This is a genomic window from Mesorhizobium sp. WSM4310 (genome assembly GCF_007003935.1).
Lineage (GTDB): Bacteria > Pseudomonadota > Alphaproteobacteria > Rhizobiales > Rhizobiaceae > Mesorhizobium.
This window is the reverse complement of record NZ_VFTA01000004.1, coordinates 73,287-87,688: the sequence shown is the minus strand read 5'-3', so window position 1 is coordinate 87,688 and position 14,402 is coordinate 73,287. Positions and strand designations below refer to the sequence as shown.

The 14,402-nt window shown below is 61.7% G+C and carries 16 protein-coding genes; 4 read left to right on the top strand and 12 right to left on the bottom strand.

What is annotated here, in order from left to right; all coding sequences use genetic code 11:
* Positions 1–10 precede the first annotated feature (10 nt).
* The 4 genes from FJV80_RS06790 to FJV80_RS06775 all read right to left on the bottom strand — a co-directional run bounded on the left by FJV80_RS06790 (position 11) and on the right by FJV80_RS06775 (position 4,360).
* Positions 11–1,387, bottom strand: coding sequence for a pyruvate dehydrogenase complex dihydrolipoamide acetyltransferase (locus FJV80_RS06790; RefSeq protein WP_142875944.1), 1,377 nt, complete (start codon positions 1,385–1,387; stop codon positions 11–13).
* Positions 1,388–1,405: 18 nt separating this feature from the next.
* Entirely contained in the window at positions 1,406–2,791 is a 1,386-nt protein-coding gene (locus tag FJV80_RS06785; protein WP_095775769.1) for a pyruvate dehydrogenase complex E1 component subunit beta, read from the bottom strand.
* Between the two features lie 14 nt (positions 2,792–2,805).
* Positions 2,806–3,843, bottom strand: coding sequence for a pyruvate dehydrogenase (acetyl-transferring) E1 component subunit alpha (pdhA, locus tag FJV80_RS06780; protein WP_095775770.1), 1,038 nt, complete (start codon positions 3,841–3,843; stop codon positions 2,806–2,808).
* A gap of 193 nt (positions 3,844–4,036) precedes the next feature.
* Positions 4,037–4,360 carry a septum formation initiator family protein gene (locus FJV80_RS06775; protein WP_044550389.1) on the bottom strand — a complete coding sequence of 108 codons (324 nt, stop codon included), beginning with the start codon at positions 4,358–4,360 and terminating at the stop codon, positions 4,037–4,039.
* 227 nt (positions 4,361–4,587) lie between these two features.
* On the opposite strand from FJV80_RS06775, the gene FJV80_RS06770 reads away from it, so the two are divergent.
* Positions 4,588–5,106 carry a MarR family transcriptional regulator gene (locus FJV80_RS06770; RefSeq protein WP_142875943.1) on the top strand — a complete coding sequence of 173 codons (519 nt, stop codon included), beginning with the start codon at positions 4,588–4,590 and terminating at the stop codon, positions 5,104–5,106.
* On the top strand, positions 5,103–5,699 hold the full coding sequence (locus FJV80_RS06765; protein WP_095775772.1) for a gamma carbonic anhydrase family protein: 597 nt from the start codon (positions 5,103–5,105) through the stop codon (positions 5,697–5,699). The genes FJV80_RS06770 and FJV80_RS06765 overlap by 4 nt, the downstream gene beginning before the upstream one ends.
* A gap of 163 nt (positions 5,700–5,862) precedes the next feature.
* On the opposite strand, the gene eno is transcribed toward FJV80_RS06765, so the two are convergent.
* On the bottom strand, positions 5,863–7,137 hold the full coding sequence (gene eno / locus FJV80_RS06760) for a phosphopyruvate hydratase (protein ID WP_142875942.1): 1,275 nt from the start codon (positions 7,135–7,137) through the stop codon (positions 5,863–5,865).
* Between the two features lie 199 nt (positions 7,138–7,336).
* On the opposite strand from eno, the gene FJV80_RS35560 reads away from it, so the two are divergent.
* Complete coding sequence (locus FJV80_RS35560; protein WP_095775774.1) at positions 7,337–7,462, top strand: hypothetical protein; 126 nt, start codon at positions 7,337–7,339, stop codon at positions 7,460–7,462.
* Positions 7,463–7,522: 60 nt separating this feature from the next.
* Here the strand turns inward: FJV80_RS35560 and FJV80_RS06750 are convergent, their stop codons facing one another.
* From FJV80_RS06750 to FJV80_RS35555, 6 genes are all read right to left on the bottom strand, one after another.
* On the bottom strand, positions 7,523–7,888 hold the full coding sequence (locus tag FJV80_RS06750; RefSeq protein ID WP_032933411.1) for a PRC-barrel domain-containing protein: 366 nt from the start codon (positions 7,886–7,888) through the stop codon (positions 7,523–7,525).
* Between the two features lie 83 nt (positions 7,889–7,971).
* Positions 7,972–8,175 (bottom strand): dodecin family protein, encoded by a 204-nt coding sequence (locus tag FJV80_RS06745; RefSeq protein ID WP_095775775.1) that lies wholly within the window; start codon positions 8,173–8,175, stop codon positions 7,972–7,974.
* Between the two features lie 85 nt (positions 8,176–8,260).
* Entirely contained in the window at positions 8,261–9,121 is an 861-nt protein-coding gene (gene kdsA / locus FJV80_RS06740) for a 3-deoxy-8-phosphooctulonate synthase (RefSeq protein WP_019858015.1), read from the bottom strand.
* The gene (locus FJV80_RS06735) at positions 9,118–10,008 is read right to left on the bottom strand and encodes a VOC family protein (RefSeq protein ID WP_142875941.1); all 891 of its coding nucleotides are present in this window, start codon (positions 10,006–10,008) and stop codon (positions 9,118–9,120) included. Before FJV80_RS06735 ends, kdsA begins: the two co-directional genes overlap by 4 nt.
* A 93-nt stretch (positions 10,009–10,101) precedes the next feature.
* Positions 10,102–10,392 carry a Dabb family protein gene (locus FJV80_RS06730; protein ID WP_095775777.1) on the bottom strand — a complete coding sequence of 97 codons (291 nt, stop codon included), beginning with the start codon at positions 10,390–10,392 and terminating at the stop codon, positions 10,102–10,104.
* A gap of 170 nt (positions 10,393–10,562) precedes the next feature.
* A complete protein-coding gene (locus FJV80_RS35555) occupies positions 10,563–10,697 on the bottom strand; it encodes a hypothetical protein (RefSeq protein WP_257784390.1) in 135 nt (44 codons plus the stop codon).
* A gap of 281 nt (positions 10,698–10,978) precedes the next feature.
* On the opposite strand from FJV80_RS35555, the gene FJV80_RS06725 reads away from it, so the two are divergent.
* Entirely contained in the window at positions 10,979–12,235 is a 1,257-nt protein-coding gene (locus tag FJV80_RS06725) for a cyclopropane-fatty-acyl-phospholipid synthase family protein (protein ID WP_142875940.1), read from the top strand.
* Between the two features lie 129 nt (positions 12,236–12,364).
* Here the strand turns inward: FJV80_RS06725 and FJV80_RS06720 are convergent, their stop codons facing one another.
* Positions 12,365–14,344 (bottom strand): bifunctional 2',3'-cyclic-nucleotide 2'-phosphodiesterase/3'-nucleotidase, encoded by a 1,980-nt coding sequence (locus tag FJV80_RS06720; RefSeq protein ID WP_142875939.1) that lies wholly within the window; start codon positions 14,342–14,344, stop codon positions 12,365–12,367.
* Between the last annotated feature and the right edge of the window lie 58 nt (positions 14,345–14,402).

Sequence of the window (14,402 nt, the reverse complement as noted above, 5' to 3'; positions counted from 1 at the left end):
TTTTCCTTTCCTAGACCAGCATGCCCATCGGGTTCTCGATCAGCCGTTTGAAGGCGACCAGAAGTTCGGCGCCAAGGGCGCCATCAACGGCGCGATGGTCGGTCGACAAGGTCACCGACATCACGGTGGCGATTTTGATCTCGCCATTCTTGACCACCGCCCGCTCCTCGCCGGCGCCGACCGCCAGGATCGTCGCATGCGGCGGGTTGATTACGGCGGCAAAATCCTTGATGCCGAACATGCCGAGATTGGAGACGGCCGTCGTGCCGCCCTGATACTCTTCCGGCTTCAGCTTGCGGCTGCGGGCGCGGCTGGCCAGGTCCTTCATCTCGTTGGAGATGGTGGACAGCGTCTTTTCATCCGCATGCCGAATGATCGGCGTGATCAGGCCGCCGGGGATCGACACGGCAACGCCGACATCGGCATGCTTGTGCTTGACCATGGCGCTTTCGGTCCACGAGGCATTGGCATCCGGCACCGCCTTCAGCGCCATCGCCATCGCCTTGATGACCATGTCGTTGACCGACAGCTTGTAGGCAGGCACGTCACCCTTCTCGGTCTTCTTCATCGGGGCCGCCGCATTGATCTGCGTGCGCAGCGCCAGCAGCGCATCGAGCTCGCAGTCGAGCGTGAGATAAAAATGCGGGATGGTGGACTTGGCCTCGACCAGGCGACGCGCAATGGTCTTGCGCATGTTGTCGTGCGGGACGAGTTCGTAGGAGCCGGGTTCAAACAGCTTCAGCACCTGGTCGTCCGACATCGCTTTCACCGCCGGAGCAGCGGCGGCAGGTGCACCGGCAGGAGCCTTGGCGGCGGGCTCAGCCCTGGCCCCGCCACCGGCAATCGCGGCATCGACATCGGCCTTCACCACGCGGCCATGCGGGCCGGTGCCGGTCACGGCTGACACATCGACGCCGGCTTCCTTGGCGATACGGCGTGCGAGCGGCGATGCGAAGGTGCGCTCGCCAGTCGCATGGCCATTGGCGACCGGAGCCGGCTCAGCCTTCGGAGCGGCTGCGGCAGCAGGTTCAGCCTTTGCTGCCTCAGCCTTTGGTGCGTCAGCCTTGGGAGCATCCGCTTTCGGCGCTTCGGCTTTCGCCGGTGCGGCACCGCCACCGCTTTTCGCGGCGGCGCCCGCATCCTCGCCCTCAGCGGCAAGCACGGCGATCAGCGCGTTGACCTTGACGCCTTCGGTGCCGGCGGGAACGACGAGCTTGGCGACCGTGCCCTCGTCGACGGCCTCGACCTCCATCGTCGCCTTGTCGGTCTCGATCTCGGCGATGACATCGCCCGGCGAAACCTTATCGCCTTCCTTGACCAGCCACTTCGACAGATTGCCCTCTTCCATCGTGGGCGAGAGCGCCGGCATGGTGATGTTGATTGGCATTTTGTCCTCCCGGCCGGTTCAGCGATACGTAACGGCTTTGACTGCCTCGATGACCTCGCCGACATTCGGCAAGGCCAGCTTTTCGAGGTTGGCCGCATAAGGCATCGGCACATCCTTGCCGGCAATGGTGATGACCGGTGCGTCGAGAAAATCGAAGGCGCGCTGCGACACCTGGTTGGCGATATGGTCGCCGACCGAGCTCTGCGGATAGCCTTCTTCGACCACGACAAGCCGGTTGGTCTTCTTGACCGAAGCGATGATGGTGTCGAGGTCGAGCGGGCGGACGGTGCGCAGATCGATGATCTCGGCGTCGATGCCCATGCCGCGCAGTTCGGCTTCGGCCTTGACCGCGTAGGTCATGCCGATGCCGAAGGAAACGATGGTGACATCCTTGCCTTGCTTGTGGATGCGGGCCTTGCCGATCGGCAGCACGAAATCATCAAGCTTCGGCACGTCGAAGGATTGGCCGTAGAGGATTTCGTTCTCGAGGAAGATGACCGGGTTCGGGTCGCGGATGGCTGCCTTGAGCAGACCCTTGGCGTCGGCGGCCGTATACGGCATCACCACCTTCAGGCCAGGAATGTGGCTGTACCACGCGGCGTAACACTGCGAGTGCTGGGCGGCGACGCGGGCAGCAGCCCCGTTCGGTCCGCGGAACACGATCGGCGCGCCCATCTGGCCGCCGGACATGTAGAGCGTCTTGGCGGCCGAATTGATGATCTGGTCGATCGCCTGCATGGCGAAGTTGAAGGTCATGAACTCGACGATCGGCTTCAACCCGGCCATCGCCGCACCGACGCCGACGCCTGCAAACCCATGCTCGGTAATCGGCGTGTCGACGACGCGACGCGGCCCGAACTCCTGCAGCAACCCTTGGGTGATCTTGTAGGCGCCCTGGTATTCGGCGACCTCCTCGCCCATGACGAAGACATCGCCGTCGCGGCGCATTTCCTCGGCCATGGCATCGCGCAGTGCTTCGCGCACCGTGGTCGAGACCATCTCGGTGCCCGCGGGGACATCCGGGTCAGCGGCAATCTCGGTCTTCGGCGCCGCCGCGACAGGTGCCGCGGCCTCGTTCTTCGCCGCAGTTGGCGCCGGCGCAGCCGTTTCAGCCTTGGCGGGCTCTTCGCCAATACCTTCGCCGGCCTTGTCGGTGTCTTCGCCGTCAACCGCAAGCACGGCGATCACCGCGTTGACCTTGACGCCTTCGGTGCCGGCGGGAACCACGATCTTGGCAAGCGTGCCTTCGTCGACGGCTTCGACTTCCATCGTCGCCTTGTCGGTCTCGATCTCGGCGATGACGTCGCCGGCGACGACCTTGTCGCCCTCGTTCTTCAACCACTTGGAAAGATTGCCCTCTTCCATGGTCGGCGAGAGAGCGGGCATGAGAATTTCGATCGGCATGTCCTGGCCCTCCCTTACAATACGATATCGGTCCAGAGCTCGGACGGATCCGGCTCCGCATCGTTCTGGGCAAATTCGGCGGCGTCGGCGACGATGTCGCGAACCTCCTTGTCGATGGCCTTGAGTTCGTCCTCGGTCGCCCATTTCTTCTCGGTCAACCGCGCCTTGACCTGTTCAATCGGGTCATGCTCGGAGCGCATCTTCTGCACTTCTTCCTTCGAGCGGTATTTCGCCGGGTCGGACATCGAGTGACCACGATAGCGATAGGTCTGCATTTCGAGAATGATCGGCCCGTTGCCGCCGCGGCACCATTCGGTCGCCTGATCGCCGGCGGATTTGACCGCGCGCACATCCATGCCGTCGACCTGAATGCCGGGAATCTTGAACGAGGCGCCACGATGCGAAAAATTGGTTTCGGCCGACGAGCGCGACACCGAGGTGCCCATGGCGTAGCGATTGTTCTCGATGATGTAGATCACCGGCAGCTTCCACAGCGAGGCCATGTTGAAGCTTTCATAGACCTGGCCCTGGTTGGCGGCGCCGTCGCCGAAATAGGTCAGCGAAACGTTGTTGTTGTCGCGGTAGCGGTTGGCGAACGCCAAGCCCGTGCCGAGCGACACCTGCGCGCCGACAATGCCGTGGCCGCCGTAAAAATGCTTTTCCTTGGAGAACATGTGCATCGAGCCGCCCTTGCCCCTGGATAGGCCGCCACGGCGTCCGGTCAGTTCGGCCATGACGCCGCGCGGGGAAAGCTCCATGGCCAGCATGTGGCCGTGGTCACGATAGGCCGTGATCATCTGGTCGCCATCAATCAGCGCCATCTTCATGCCGGTGACGACAGCTTCCTGGCCGATATAGAGATGGCAGAAGCCGCCGATGAAGCCCATGCCGTAGAGCTGGCCGGCCTTTTCCTCGAAGCGGCGGATGAGCAGCATGTGCCGATACGCGGCAAGCTCCTCATCCTTGGTGAATTCAGCAGGCTTGGGCGCGGAAAGCCCTGATTTGGCTTCGGATTTGGATTTGGCAGGCGCTTTTCTGGCTGCGGTGGCCATGCATCACTCCCTGTTGGCGTCTCTTTGCGGACATTAGGGCAGGATGAAATCCGCCCTGGGAAGATCAGCTCTCCCCACCGATTTATGCAAGGCTAACACGCGTTAGAGCGTTGCGCCATGACGAATTTGCATAGCTGGCATGCGCCTAAGCGATTAAAATCATTGAAAATATTGCCGATTAACTGAAATTCAGTTATTTCGACGAGGCGGGCAGCATGATGGTGATTTCATCGGCCTGGGACAGATTGAGCGCCCTGCGCGCCTGTTCGTCAAGCATGTCCTTCTCCAGCGTGCCGTCATGCATCAGCCGAACGCGCCGTTCGAGTTCCATCCGGCGCGCCTTGATCGCATCAAGCTGAGCCTGCAGAGCAACGGTCTGGGCTTCCAGCTGATATTTCGAATTGATGCCGAACTCGCCGTGATAGGCATGGAAGCCGAAATAGGCGAGAAACACCACGCAAAGCGAGGGGATGATCAGCCGGCCGGTATTTCTCTGCTTGTGCTGACGCGTCCACATGATCCGAATCCCCGCGGCCGCGAACTCATGCGGCTCGCATCTTTTTCGCCCGATTGTGCTTAACGGACGGTTACGTGCCGTTGGGTTTGGCGAGCGGGGCATGACCTGGCCCGGCAAGTTGCATCCGGCCGTCGTTTTTTTTCAATCCTTTGCAGTCGTGCAGCTTGCATGCAGCTTGCATGCGGAAAAGCGGTTGACGTTCTGCCGAAATAACATATGCATACGCTATGCAATTATTGGACGCCAACAAACTCGGCGCGCTCGGCGCCATGATTCGCGACAGGACGGAAGCCTCGTTGAGAGAGCTTTCACCAAGTGCTGCGGCGGTGCTGTCGATGCTGCATTTCAAACCCGGGTTGACGACGACAGAACTCGCCGAGGTCGTCGGCGTCAGTCAACCGACAGCCGTGCGTTTGATCGACGGCCTGGAACGGCAGGCGCTGATAGTGCGTGGCAGCCCGGTGGGTCGCGTCACTCCGCTGTCGCTGACGGAGACTGGCCAGGCACAGGTAAGGGAAATGCAAGCTCTTCGGCTCGCCGCGCTCGACGGATTGCTGTCTGCGCTGCAGCCGGACAAGCGGCGGCACTTTGCTTCCATGCTGGACGAGATCCTTGCCGGCGCGACGACTTCCCGCGCTTTCGCGAGAACAACGTGTCGCCTCTGCGAGCATGACCTTTGCGGGCATGAGATTTGCCCGATCGGCTGCCGCGCGGCTGAGATCGAGAGAGAGGAGAGCGAGCGATGATCGTTTCTTATGCAGGGCATTCGCCTGCGATCGACACCGATGCTTGGGTCGCCCCGGATGCCACAGTATGTGGCGATGTCGTCATTGGCGCTGGCAGCCGGATCATGCACGGCGCCCGCCTTGTGGCGGAGGCTGGCGGCTCAATTCGCATTGGCCGCGACTGTATCGTGTTGGAAAATGCAGTGATCCGGGCCACAGCGAGTCATCCTTGCACCATGGGGAACCATTGCCTTGTAGGCCCTAACAGCCACGTGGTTGGCGCGGAAATCGGCGATGACGTTTTTGTCGCTACAGGCGCGGCGGTGTTCCATGGTGCGCACGTAGGCCGCGGATCGGAAGTCCGCATCAATGGCATCGTTCACCTGCGTACCCGCCTCGAACCTGGTACGGTCGTACCGATCGGCTGGATTGCCGTCGGCAATCCAGCTCAGATTCTGCCTCCGGACCAGCATGAAGCGATCTGGTCTCACCAGAAACCGCTCGATTTCCCAGGCTTCGTCTACGGTGTCGAGCGAGACTCGCCGGATATGATGCAGAAAATCACTGCAGACCTCTCGTTGGCGCTAGGCGTGCATCGCACGGAAAGCGCTTGAGCGCTTCCCGCCACAGCAGAAGCGTTCCAGTTCGAGCTCCGCAGTGCATGTCGCCCAAAGCTGGGCCAGGACCGAGGGGCGCAGCGCGTCACACGAGGCCGTGTGACGCGCGTTGGCGGCAGCGGATGACCCGCCCTACACATTCCCTGGAATTTGGCCCGGATCAGGCCTTCAATACCGACTTGCCGGCGTAACTCGCCTGCTTGCCAAGCTCTTCCTCGATGCGGATCAGTTGGTTGTATTTGGCCATGCGGTCGGAGCGCGAGAGCGAACCGGTCTTGATCTGCCCGCAATTGGTGGCGACGGCGAGATCGGCAATGGTCGAATCCTCGGTTTCGCCCGAACGGTGCGACATGACAGCGGTGTAGCCGGCCTTGTGCGCGGTCTCGACGGCATCGAGCGTTTCCGTCAGCGAGCCGATCTGGTTGACCTTGACCAGGATCGAATTGGCAACGCCCATCCGGATGCCGTCGCGTAGACGCGCCGTGTTGGTGACGAAGAGGTCGTCGCCGACCAGCTGCGTCTTCTTGCCGATCAGGTCGGTCAGATACTTCCAGCCTTCCCAGTCGTCCTCGGCAAGGCCGTCCTCGATCGAGATGATCGGATAGTCGGCGGCGAGCTTGGCGAGGTACTTGGCCTGGGCCTTGGGATCGCGCGTCTTCTTCTCGCCGTCATAGACGTAATTGCCGTCCTTGAAGAACTCGGTGGCGGCGCAATCGAGGCCGAGCGCGATTTCCTCGCCCGGCTTGAAGCCGGCCTTCTCGATCGATTCCATGATGAAATCGAGCGCCACCGGCGCGCTCTTCAGGTTCGGGGCAAAGCCGCCCTCGTCGCCGACATTGGTGTTGTGGCCGGCATCCTTCAGCTTCTTGCGCAGTGTGTGGAAGATTTCCGAGCCCCAGCGCACGCCTTCGCGCAAAGTCGGCGCGCCGACCGGCAGGATCATGAATTCCTGGAAGTCGATCGGGTTGTCGGCATGGGCGCCGCCATTGATGATGTTCATCATCGGCACAGGCAGGATATGCGCCTTGGTGCCGCCGACATAGCGATAGAGCGGCAGGCCGGCCGCGTCGGCAGCAGCCTTCGCCACCGCCAGCGAAACGCCGAGAATGGCATTGGCGCCGAGCCGGCTCTTGTTGGGCGTGCCGTCGAGCTCGATCATGGTCTGGTCGATATGGATCTGGTTCTCGGCTTCCATGCCGCCGATCGCCTCGAACAGCTCGCCATTGACCGCCTCTACGGCCTTGAGCACGCCCTTGCCGAGATAGCGGGCGCCGCCGTCGCGAAGCTCGACGGCTTCATGGGCGCCGGTCGAGGCGCCCGACGGCACCGCGGCGCGGCCCATCGAACCGTCTTCGAGTACAACATCGACCTCGACGGTCGGGTTTCCACGGCTGTCCAGGATTTCACGTCCGACAATGTCGATGATGGCGGTCATTGCGATGTCCCCGATTGATCTGACGAAAGGTCGCGCCCGTCTTAGCCAAAGCGACGCAAAAGGCAATCCGGCCATGGCCGAATAGTGTCACCAGCCCGATTCACGAAGCGCAAATATCTGTCATCATAAGTCATGCGCCCGGACATCCATTTCGGGTTATGGCTGTTGTCGCGCGGGGCGAAACAGGAGGAGTTTCGCCATGTCCGAGTTAAGCGGTATCGTCAGTTTGTTCCTGATCGCGGCGGCGTTGCTGACGTCGTGCGACACACAGCAATCGCCGCCAAAGGCCCTTGCGCCTTTGTCGGCGTTGAGCACCAGCGAATAGGCGTTCGCGTTGAATAAAAAAGGACCCCGTCGAGACGGGGCCCTTTTGATCGTGGCTGCATCAATGCCAGTAGGGCGTGACCTTGTAATACTCATAGGATGCGTCTCGCGCCGCCTCGCCATCCGCGCCGGCCAATTCGTTGATCGAATAGGCGGGTGCTGCTTTCAGCTGCTCCTTCGAGAAGGGCACGACATAACCGCCCCTGTTCTCGTCGTAGTCGAGGCTGGCCCAGGGAATGGCGTGGTACTTCTCGCCGATGCCGAGAAAACCGCCAAAGCCGATCACCGCGAACATGATGCCGTTCGACGTCTTGTCGAGCATGATGTCCTCGATGCTGCCGATGCTCCTGCCTTCAGTATTGTAGACCGACGTGCCGATGACGCGCGAAGCGGCTATGGCTTCGGTGTGGCCTGTCTGTGTTGTCATAATCTGCTCCTCGTTGTCGTTGAACTCTGCTTTGACAATGAGGGGCGCGGGTGAAAGTTCCCGACTTTTTCGGCGTCGGCCAATCACTCCGCGAGGATGAAAGTCACCTTCATGTTGACGCGATAGGCAACGATCTTGCCGTCCTCGACGACGATCTTCTGATCCTGGATCCAGGCGCCTTCCACGTTCTTCAGGGTTTTCGCAGCGCGGGCGATTCCCTTCTCGATGGCGTCCTGAAAGCTCTTCTTCGACGACGAGGTGATTTCGGTGACGCGGGCGACGGACATGGCTTCCTCCTGGCAACACGCTCATTTGCCGGCCAAGCGTACAACCGGCCCCTCCCGACCACAAGCACGGCAGGAAGCGCAGGGCTCAGCGGCCCTTCGCGATCCGGTCGAAAGCCATCAGCCTTTCCAGGAGGGCCGGCATATCCTTCAGCGGCAGCATGTTGGGCCCATCGGAAGAGGTCGAATTGTCAGGATCCTGATGGGTCTCGATGAAGACGCCGGCGACACCGACGGCTACGGCCGCACGGGCCAGCGTCTCGACAAAGCGGCGCTCGCCACCGGACGAGCCGCCCTGCCCGCCTGGCTGCTGGACCGAATGCGTGGCGTCGAAGATCACCGGCGCGCCGATCTCGGCCATGACAGGCAGCGCGCGCATGTCAGACACCAGCGTGTTGTAGCCGAAGGACGCGCCACGCTCGGTGGTGAGCACATTGGCGTTGCCGGAACCGGTGATCTTGGCGACCACATTCTTCATATCCCAGGGCGCGAGGAACTGCCCCTTCTTCACGTTGATGACCTTGCCCGTTTTCGCGGCGGCGACCAGCATGTCAGTCTGGCGCGACAGAAAGGCTGGGATCTGCAGCACATCGACATGCGGCGCGACGATCGCGCACTGTTCCTCGGTGTGGACATCGGTCAGCACGGGGAGCGAAAATTCCTTGCGCAACTCGTCGAAGACCGGAAGTGCGGCGTCCATGCCGGCGCCGCGCGTTGCCGACAGCGAGGTGCGGTTGGCCTTGTCGTAGCTGGTCTTGTAGACGAGGCCGATGCCGAGCTTGGCAGTCAGTTCCTTCAGCGCGCCGGCCATGTCGAAGGCATGCTGGCGCGACTCGAACTGGCATGGGCCGGCGATCAGCGCCAAAGCCGCCTTGTTGTCGAACACGACATTACCGACCGTTACCGACGAATTGGGTGCCATCGAATTGGGCACTTGGGGCTTGTTCATTGTATCTCCCGGAAGATGAAAGCCGCGCCCTGTCCGGATGCCGGCCGCACGACAATATCAGTGCCCGGTATATCGTGCTGGACAGCATTGGCTGCAAGCAGGCTCGACGTGGCATCGATGCTGCGGACAGCAAAGACGATCGCGGCGAAGCGCAGCTTCGTGGACGAACCCGCCGGAATGCCAAAGCGAGCGGTGAAGAATTTGGGGTCGAGCACGCTCAAGGTTGCGTTTGGCAGGAAAAACGCCCCGCCCTCGCCGCTGGCAGCAGGATCGTTCGCCGCGATGGACACCAGCCTATGCTGTTCGGCGGGCTGGTCGCTGATCGCCACCACCTCCAAAATGCCGGTGGCGCCATTGGCGTGGGCCTGCAAAGCCGTACGGTCCAAGTCAGGCGCATTGATCCGCTGACAGGCAAACAGGAACGCGTCGGTTGCTCCGCGGGTCGCAGCAAAGGCGAGCTTGAACGATGCGATATCGCTCTTGCCCGACGTATCGCCGAAAGCGCGCGAAAAGCTCAGAATGTCTCCCGCCGACAGACCGGCGCCGACAAAGCGTGCATGGTCGGCATCGGCATTGTCGGTCGCCAGGACCACAGCCGAAAACCCCTCATCGCCACGGCTGTCGCGATAGAGGCGATCGCGCGCGACGAAGACGTTGCCGGCGGCCGTCGCATCGATCGCTGCCTGCTCATCGCCAATCGCGAGCGGCTCCAGATAGGTGCCGTCGGCGAGGAAGACGCAGCAGTTTACCGTTCCAAAGGGATGGATACCGGTCGGCGCAACGACGAAGCCCAGCGCAGTGAGCCGGGCTCGCGCCACCTCGAGGTTCTGCGTCGGCAGAACGAGATGGTCAAGCGGATGCGTGCCGGTGGTTGGTCTGTCGGTCATCGGGCGCGGTGTGCATCATTCGGGAGCGCGGTTCAAGGCCGTTTCCGGTCGGCGGCCGCAGGCACTTGTCGAGATCCAGAACCGCGCCCGGGATCAGCTGCCGGCGACTACATCGGCGGAATAGCGCAGTTCGCGTAACGGTTTGACCTTGGCTGTGGTCTGTGCATAGAGCGGATGCGCCTTGTAGGCGGCCAGCGCCGCGTCGTCGGCGAACTCGGCGTAGACGACGACATCAATTTCATCCGACAGCGGGTCGACCTTGGTGTTCAAAGTGACCTCGAAGAAACTGGAATGCGGAATTTTGCCGAGTGCCAGCAGGCCGGTGCGCACCGCCTCCACATCCTCCTTGCGCCGCGCGCTGAAGAAAACGATATGCCGGATCAATCCCGCCTCCTCGATCTGAATGCCGGGGTCTTTTGTGACGGCGGTTTCGTCGCGTCAACCGTTCATGGCGCCACGCGTCCTTGCGACGCGCCCCAAACGATGCGAGTGCCAATCCCGCGGCGACGGGCACGTCGTGCGACGCGCCAGGCTGCGCTCTTCGGGAGGGAAATTCAGGCCTTGCCGGTCACGTAACGCACGACGTGGTTGAGCTCCCTGACCGAGATGTCGAGATACCGGCCCTGGTTGTAGAGACCGTCCCAGATCAGGAAAAACGCGATTGCCGCAATGACGATTACATAACGCATGGCTAAAGCTATCGCACATGCGCTGCGACGGCCATAGACGTTTTGGATCGTGGACAGCAGCAACTTGACGCAAGGCGCCGATGCCAGACGCCACGTGGCACAGCCCAGCCAGTGGCCTGCCTCTTGAAGTTCCCCCTCATCACGTGGAAGATTGTGGCAGGCATTCACTGGGAAGCACTGGGAGCTACCTGGACAGGCAAGGCTTTCGAACCTGGCGAATGATCCAAGAGAACCGTGACCCGGCAATTTGCGCCGGCACCACGGAAATCCAGGGGCGTGAAATGGCAGACGGGGACCATCAAAGCGTAGCGCCGGGCGAAGCGGTCAGGCTCGACGAGTTCAATTTCGCCGAGATCGTCAAGGGCCTGCCCGCCAAGGCGCGCATGGTGCTGTCGGCGGCAATGAACCTGCCGCGCGGTTCGCTCAAGGTCAGGATGCCGGATGGCCGCGCCGTTCTGGTTGGCGGCAAGGGGCCCGGCCCGGACGCCGAGCTGGTGCTCAAGAACTGGCGCCTGCCAGGCCGCGCCTTTTCCGGCGGTACGATCGGCGTTGCCGAATCCTACATGGACGGCGATTGGGAAAGCCCCGACGTCACCAGCTTCCTGGAATTGTTCGTGGTCAATTCGGCGATAGGCGAACGCGTCGCTGGCGGCGCCAGCTGGCTCATCAACACCGTCCAGCGCATCCGCCACTGGTTCAACGACAACACACGCACCGGTTCGAAGCGCAACATCTCGGCGCATTACGATCTCGGCAACGCCTTCTACAAGGAGTGGCTCGATCCGAGCATGACCTATTCCTCGGCGCTCTACGCGAATGGCGCCAACGACCTGGAGAGCGCCCAGGCCGCCAAATATCGGGCGCTGGCCAGGGACACGGGTATCGGCGGAAAGGACCATGTGCTGGAGATCGGCTGCGGCTGGGGCGGTTTTGCCGAATTCGCGGCACGCGAAATCGGCTGCCGCGTAACCGGGCTGACGATCAGCCGCGAACAGCACGATTTCGCCAAGGCACGCATCGCCAAGGCCGGGCTTGCCGACAAGGTCGACATCAAGTTGCAGGATTACCGCGACGAAACAGGAACTTACGACCGAATCGCCTCGATCGAGATGTTCGAAGCGGTCGGCGAGAAATACTGGCCGGTGTTCTTCTCGAAGATGAAGTCCTGCCTGAGGCCCGGCGGCACCGCGGGCCTGCAGATCATCACCATCAACGAGGCCTCCTACGACACCTATCGCGCCAGGCCGGATTTCATCCAGCGCTATGTGTTCCCGGGCGGCATGCTGCCAACACCGTCGATCCTGAAGGCGCTCGGCAAGGACCATGGCCTCGCGCATCTGTGTGAGCGCGTGTTTCCCAACGACTATGCGCGCACGCTCGCCGAATGGCGCAACCGCTTCTGGGGATCCTGGGAGAAGATCGTGCCTCTCGGCTTCGACGACCGCTTCAAGAAGCTCTGGGAGTTCTACCTGCACTATTGCGAAGCCGGTTTCCGCGCCAGCTACATCGACGTGCGGCAGGTGGTCTACAAGGCGTAGGCTTTACACGCGTCGGTATCATTTGCCTGCGGCAGACGCCGATACCCCGCAACCAACGGAAGCCGCCGTTTCGCGACCAAGCCCACGCTTGTATGGCGTGGGCCTGTCTCCAAGGGATCGCCGATACCCTCAAAGAAGGATGCGATATTTCGCAAACCCTGCTTCGCCCTCGCCCGCCGGTTCGATCTTCAGCGCCTTCACATCGGCAATGAAATCCTTTGCCTTTACGCCTGTCTCGAACACGACGCTGGTTCCCGGCAGTGGTGCGAACGACCAGTTGCCGTCGGCCGACGGGTTGATCGTGCCCTGGCTCACAATGTAGCGAACGATGACGTCGCGGTTGGTGTCCGGCGCCTCGTAGATGATCTTCGAGGCATTGATGTCGGGGAAATTGCCGCCGCCGCCGGCACGGTAATTGTTGGTCGCAACGACGAATTTCTGTTTGGGATCAATTGGTTTGCCGTCGAACATCAAGTCGACGATGCGATTGGCGCCGGCATTTGCCACTCCGCCCTTGGTGTCATATTTCGGCGGCTGCGACAGATCGATCTTGTAGGAGACGCCATCGATGACATCGAAATTGTAGGACGGGAAATCGGTGTTTATGAGAGCCTGGTCGGCCTTCCCCACCTCGATCCTGTTGAAGATGCCGGCCGACATCTCCAGCCATTCCTTCACCTGGGCCCCCGTGATCTCAACGGCCCGCACGGTGTTCGGGTAGAGATAGAGGTCGGCGACGTTCTTGATGGCGATGTCGCCGGCCGGCACGTCGGTGTAGTAGTCGGCGCCGTTGCGCCCGCCCGCCTTGAAGGGAGCAGCGGCCGACAGCAGCGGCACGTCCTTCCACTGCGTACTTTTGAGAATATCCTTCAAGTACCAGGTCTGCGCCTGGCTGACGACCTGCACCGACGGATCGTCGGCGACCAGCGCGAAATAGGAATAGAGCGGCGCGGAGGTCTTGCCGACCGGACGGCGCACATAGGTCAATGTCGCCTGGTGGTCCTGTTCGAGGGCGGCGATGATGCGCTTGTCGTCGGGGACAGTCGGCTTGTTCTTGTTGTCGACGCGCTCGAAGATCGGCCGCGCCTCGGAGGTCGCGGAGACAACCTTCCATTTCGATCCGTCACGCTCCAGCATCAGGTCGATCAGACCCATATGCGAGCCCCAGAAACCGCCCATCACAGCGTGCTTGCCCTGCAGCGTGCCTTTCTGCGTGTCGACGCCTTCGAGCGACTGGAAGTCCTTCTTGCCGGGGAACACCAGATGCTGGTGGCCGGTGAACACGGCATCGATGCCATCGACGCCGGCAACGAAGAACGAGGCGTTCTCCATCATGTCGCCCTGCTTCACGTCGATGCCGGAATGCGAGAGCGCGATGACGATGTCGGCGCCCTCTTCCTTCATCTGAGGCACCCAGGCCTTGGCCGCCTCGACGATGTCTCGCGTCTTGACGTTGCCTTCGAGATTCTTGAGATCCCAGACCATGATCTGTGGCGGCACGAAGCCGATGATGCCGATCCTGATCGGCTGTTCGGCGCCCGAACCGTCCTTGATCTTCTTGTCGAGGATCACATAGGGCTTGAGATAGAGCTTGTCGTCGCGCGGGTTGGCGGCAAGCTCGGTGCCGCGGATCAGATTGGCGCAGACGAAGGGGAAATTGGCGCCCGCCAGCACCTTGTCCAGGAAGGAGAGGCCGTAGTTGAACTCGTGGTTGCCGAGCGTCGAGCACTCGTAGCCCAGCAGGTTCATGCCTTTCATGATCGGATGCAGATCGCCGTCCTTCAGGCCCTTCTCGTAAGCGATGTAGTCGCCCATCGGGTTGCCTTGCAGCAGGTCGCCATTGTCGATCAGCATCGAATTGACGGCTTCCTTGCGCACCGCGTCGATCAGCGACGCCGTGCGCGAGAGACCCATCGTGTCGTTGGCTTTGTCGGCGTAATAATCATAAGGCAGCACGTTCACATGGATGTCGGTGGTCTCCATGATCCGAAGATGCGCCTGGTTGGCTTGAGCGCGGGCGGAGAAGGGATGAAGCACGATCAGCGCCCCTGTGGCTGCGGCGCCGGCGAGGAAACCGCGGCGGGAGACTGGATGGAGCAGTTGCGACATGTTTTCTCCTCATTGACGACGTGACACGCCCTGCCCCAAGCAAACTTCGCGCCGAAAT

Bases quoted from the DNA above. Each gene is read 5' to 3' on its own strand.
- FJV80_RS06790 (WP_142875944.1), bottom strand. From the start codon at position 1,387: ATGCCAATCAACATCACCATGCCGGCGCTCTCGCCCACGATGGAAGAG.
- FJV80_RS06785 (WP_095775769.1), bottom strand. From the start codon at position 2,791: ATGCCGATCGAAATTCTCATGCCCGCTCTCTCGCCGACCATGGAAGAG.
- pdhA (WP_095775770.1), bottom strand. From the start codon at position 3,843: ATGGCCACCGCAGCCAGAAAAGCGCCTGCCAAATCCAAATCCGAAGCC.
- FJV80_RS06775 (WP_044550389.1), bottom strand. From the start codon at position 4,360: ATGTGGACGCGTCAGCACAAGCAGAGAAATACCGGCCGGCTGATCATC.
- FJV80_RS06770 (WP_142875943.1), top strand. From the start codon at position 4,588: ATGCAATTATTGGACGCCAACAAACTCGGCGCGCTCGGCGCCATGATT.
- FJV80_RS06765 (WP_095775772.1), top strand. From the start codon at position 5,103: ATGATCGTTTCTTATGCAGGGCATTCGCCTGCGATCGACACCGATGCT.
- eno (WP_142875942.1), bottom strand. From the start codon at position 7,137: ATGACCGCCATCATCGACATTGTCGGACGTGAAATCCTGGACAGCCGT.
- FJV80_RS35560 (WP_095775774.1), top strand. From the start codon at position 7,337: ATGTCCGAGTTAAGCGGTATCGTCAGTTTGTTCCTGATCGCGGCGGCG.
- FJV80_RS06750 (WP_032933411.1), bottom strand. From the start codon at position 7,888: ATGACAACACAGACAGGCCACACCGAAGCCATAGCCGCTTCGCGCGTC.
- FJV80_RS06745 (WP_095775775.1), bottom strand. From the start codon at position 8,175: ATGTCCGTCGCCCGCGTCACCGAAATCACCTCGTCGTCGAAGAAGAGC.
- kdsA (WP_019858015.1), bottom strand. From the start codon at position 9,121: ATGAACAAGCCCCAAGTGCCCAATTCGATGGCACCCAATTCGTCGGTA.
- FJV80_RS06735 (WP_142875941.1), bottom strand. From the start codon at position 10,008: ATGACCGACAGACCAACCACCGGCACGCATCCGCTTGACCATCTCGTT.
- FJV80_RS35555 (WP_257784390.1), bottom strand. From the start codon at position 10,697: ATGCGTTATGTAATCGTCATTGCGGCAATCGCGTTTTTCCTGATCTGG.
- FJV80_RS06725 (WP_142875940.1), top strand. From the start codon at position 10,979: ATGGCAGACGGGGACCATCAAAGCGTAGCGCCGGGCGAAGCGGTCAGG.
- FJV80_RS06720 (WP_142875939.1), bottom strand. From the start codon at position 14,344: ATGTCGCAACTGCTCCATCCAGTCTCCCGCCGCGGTTTCCTCGCCGGC.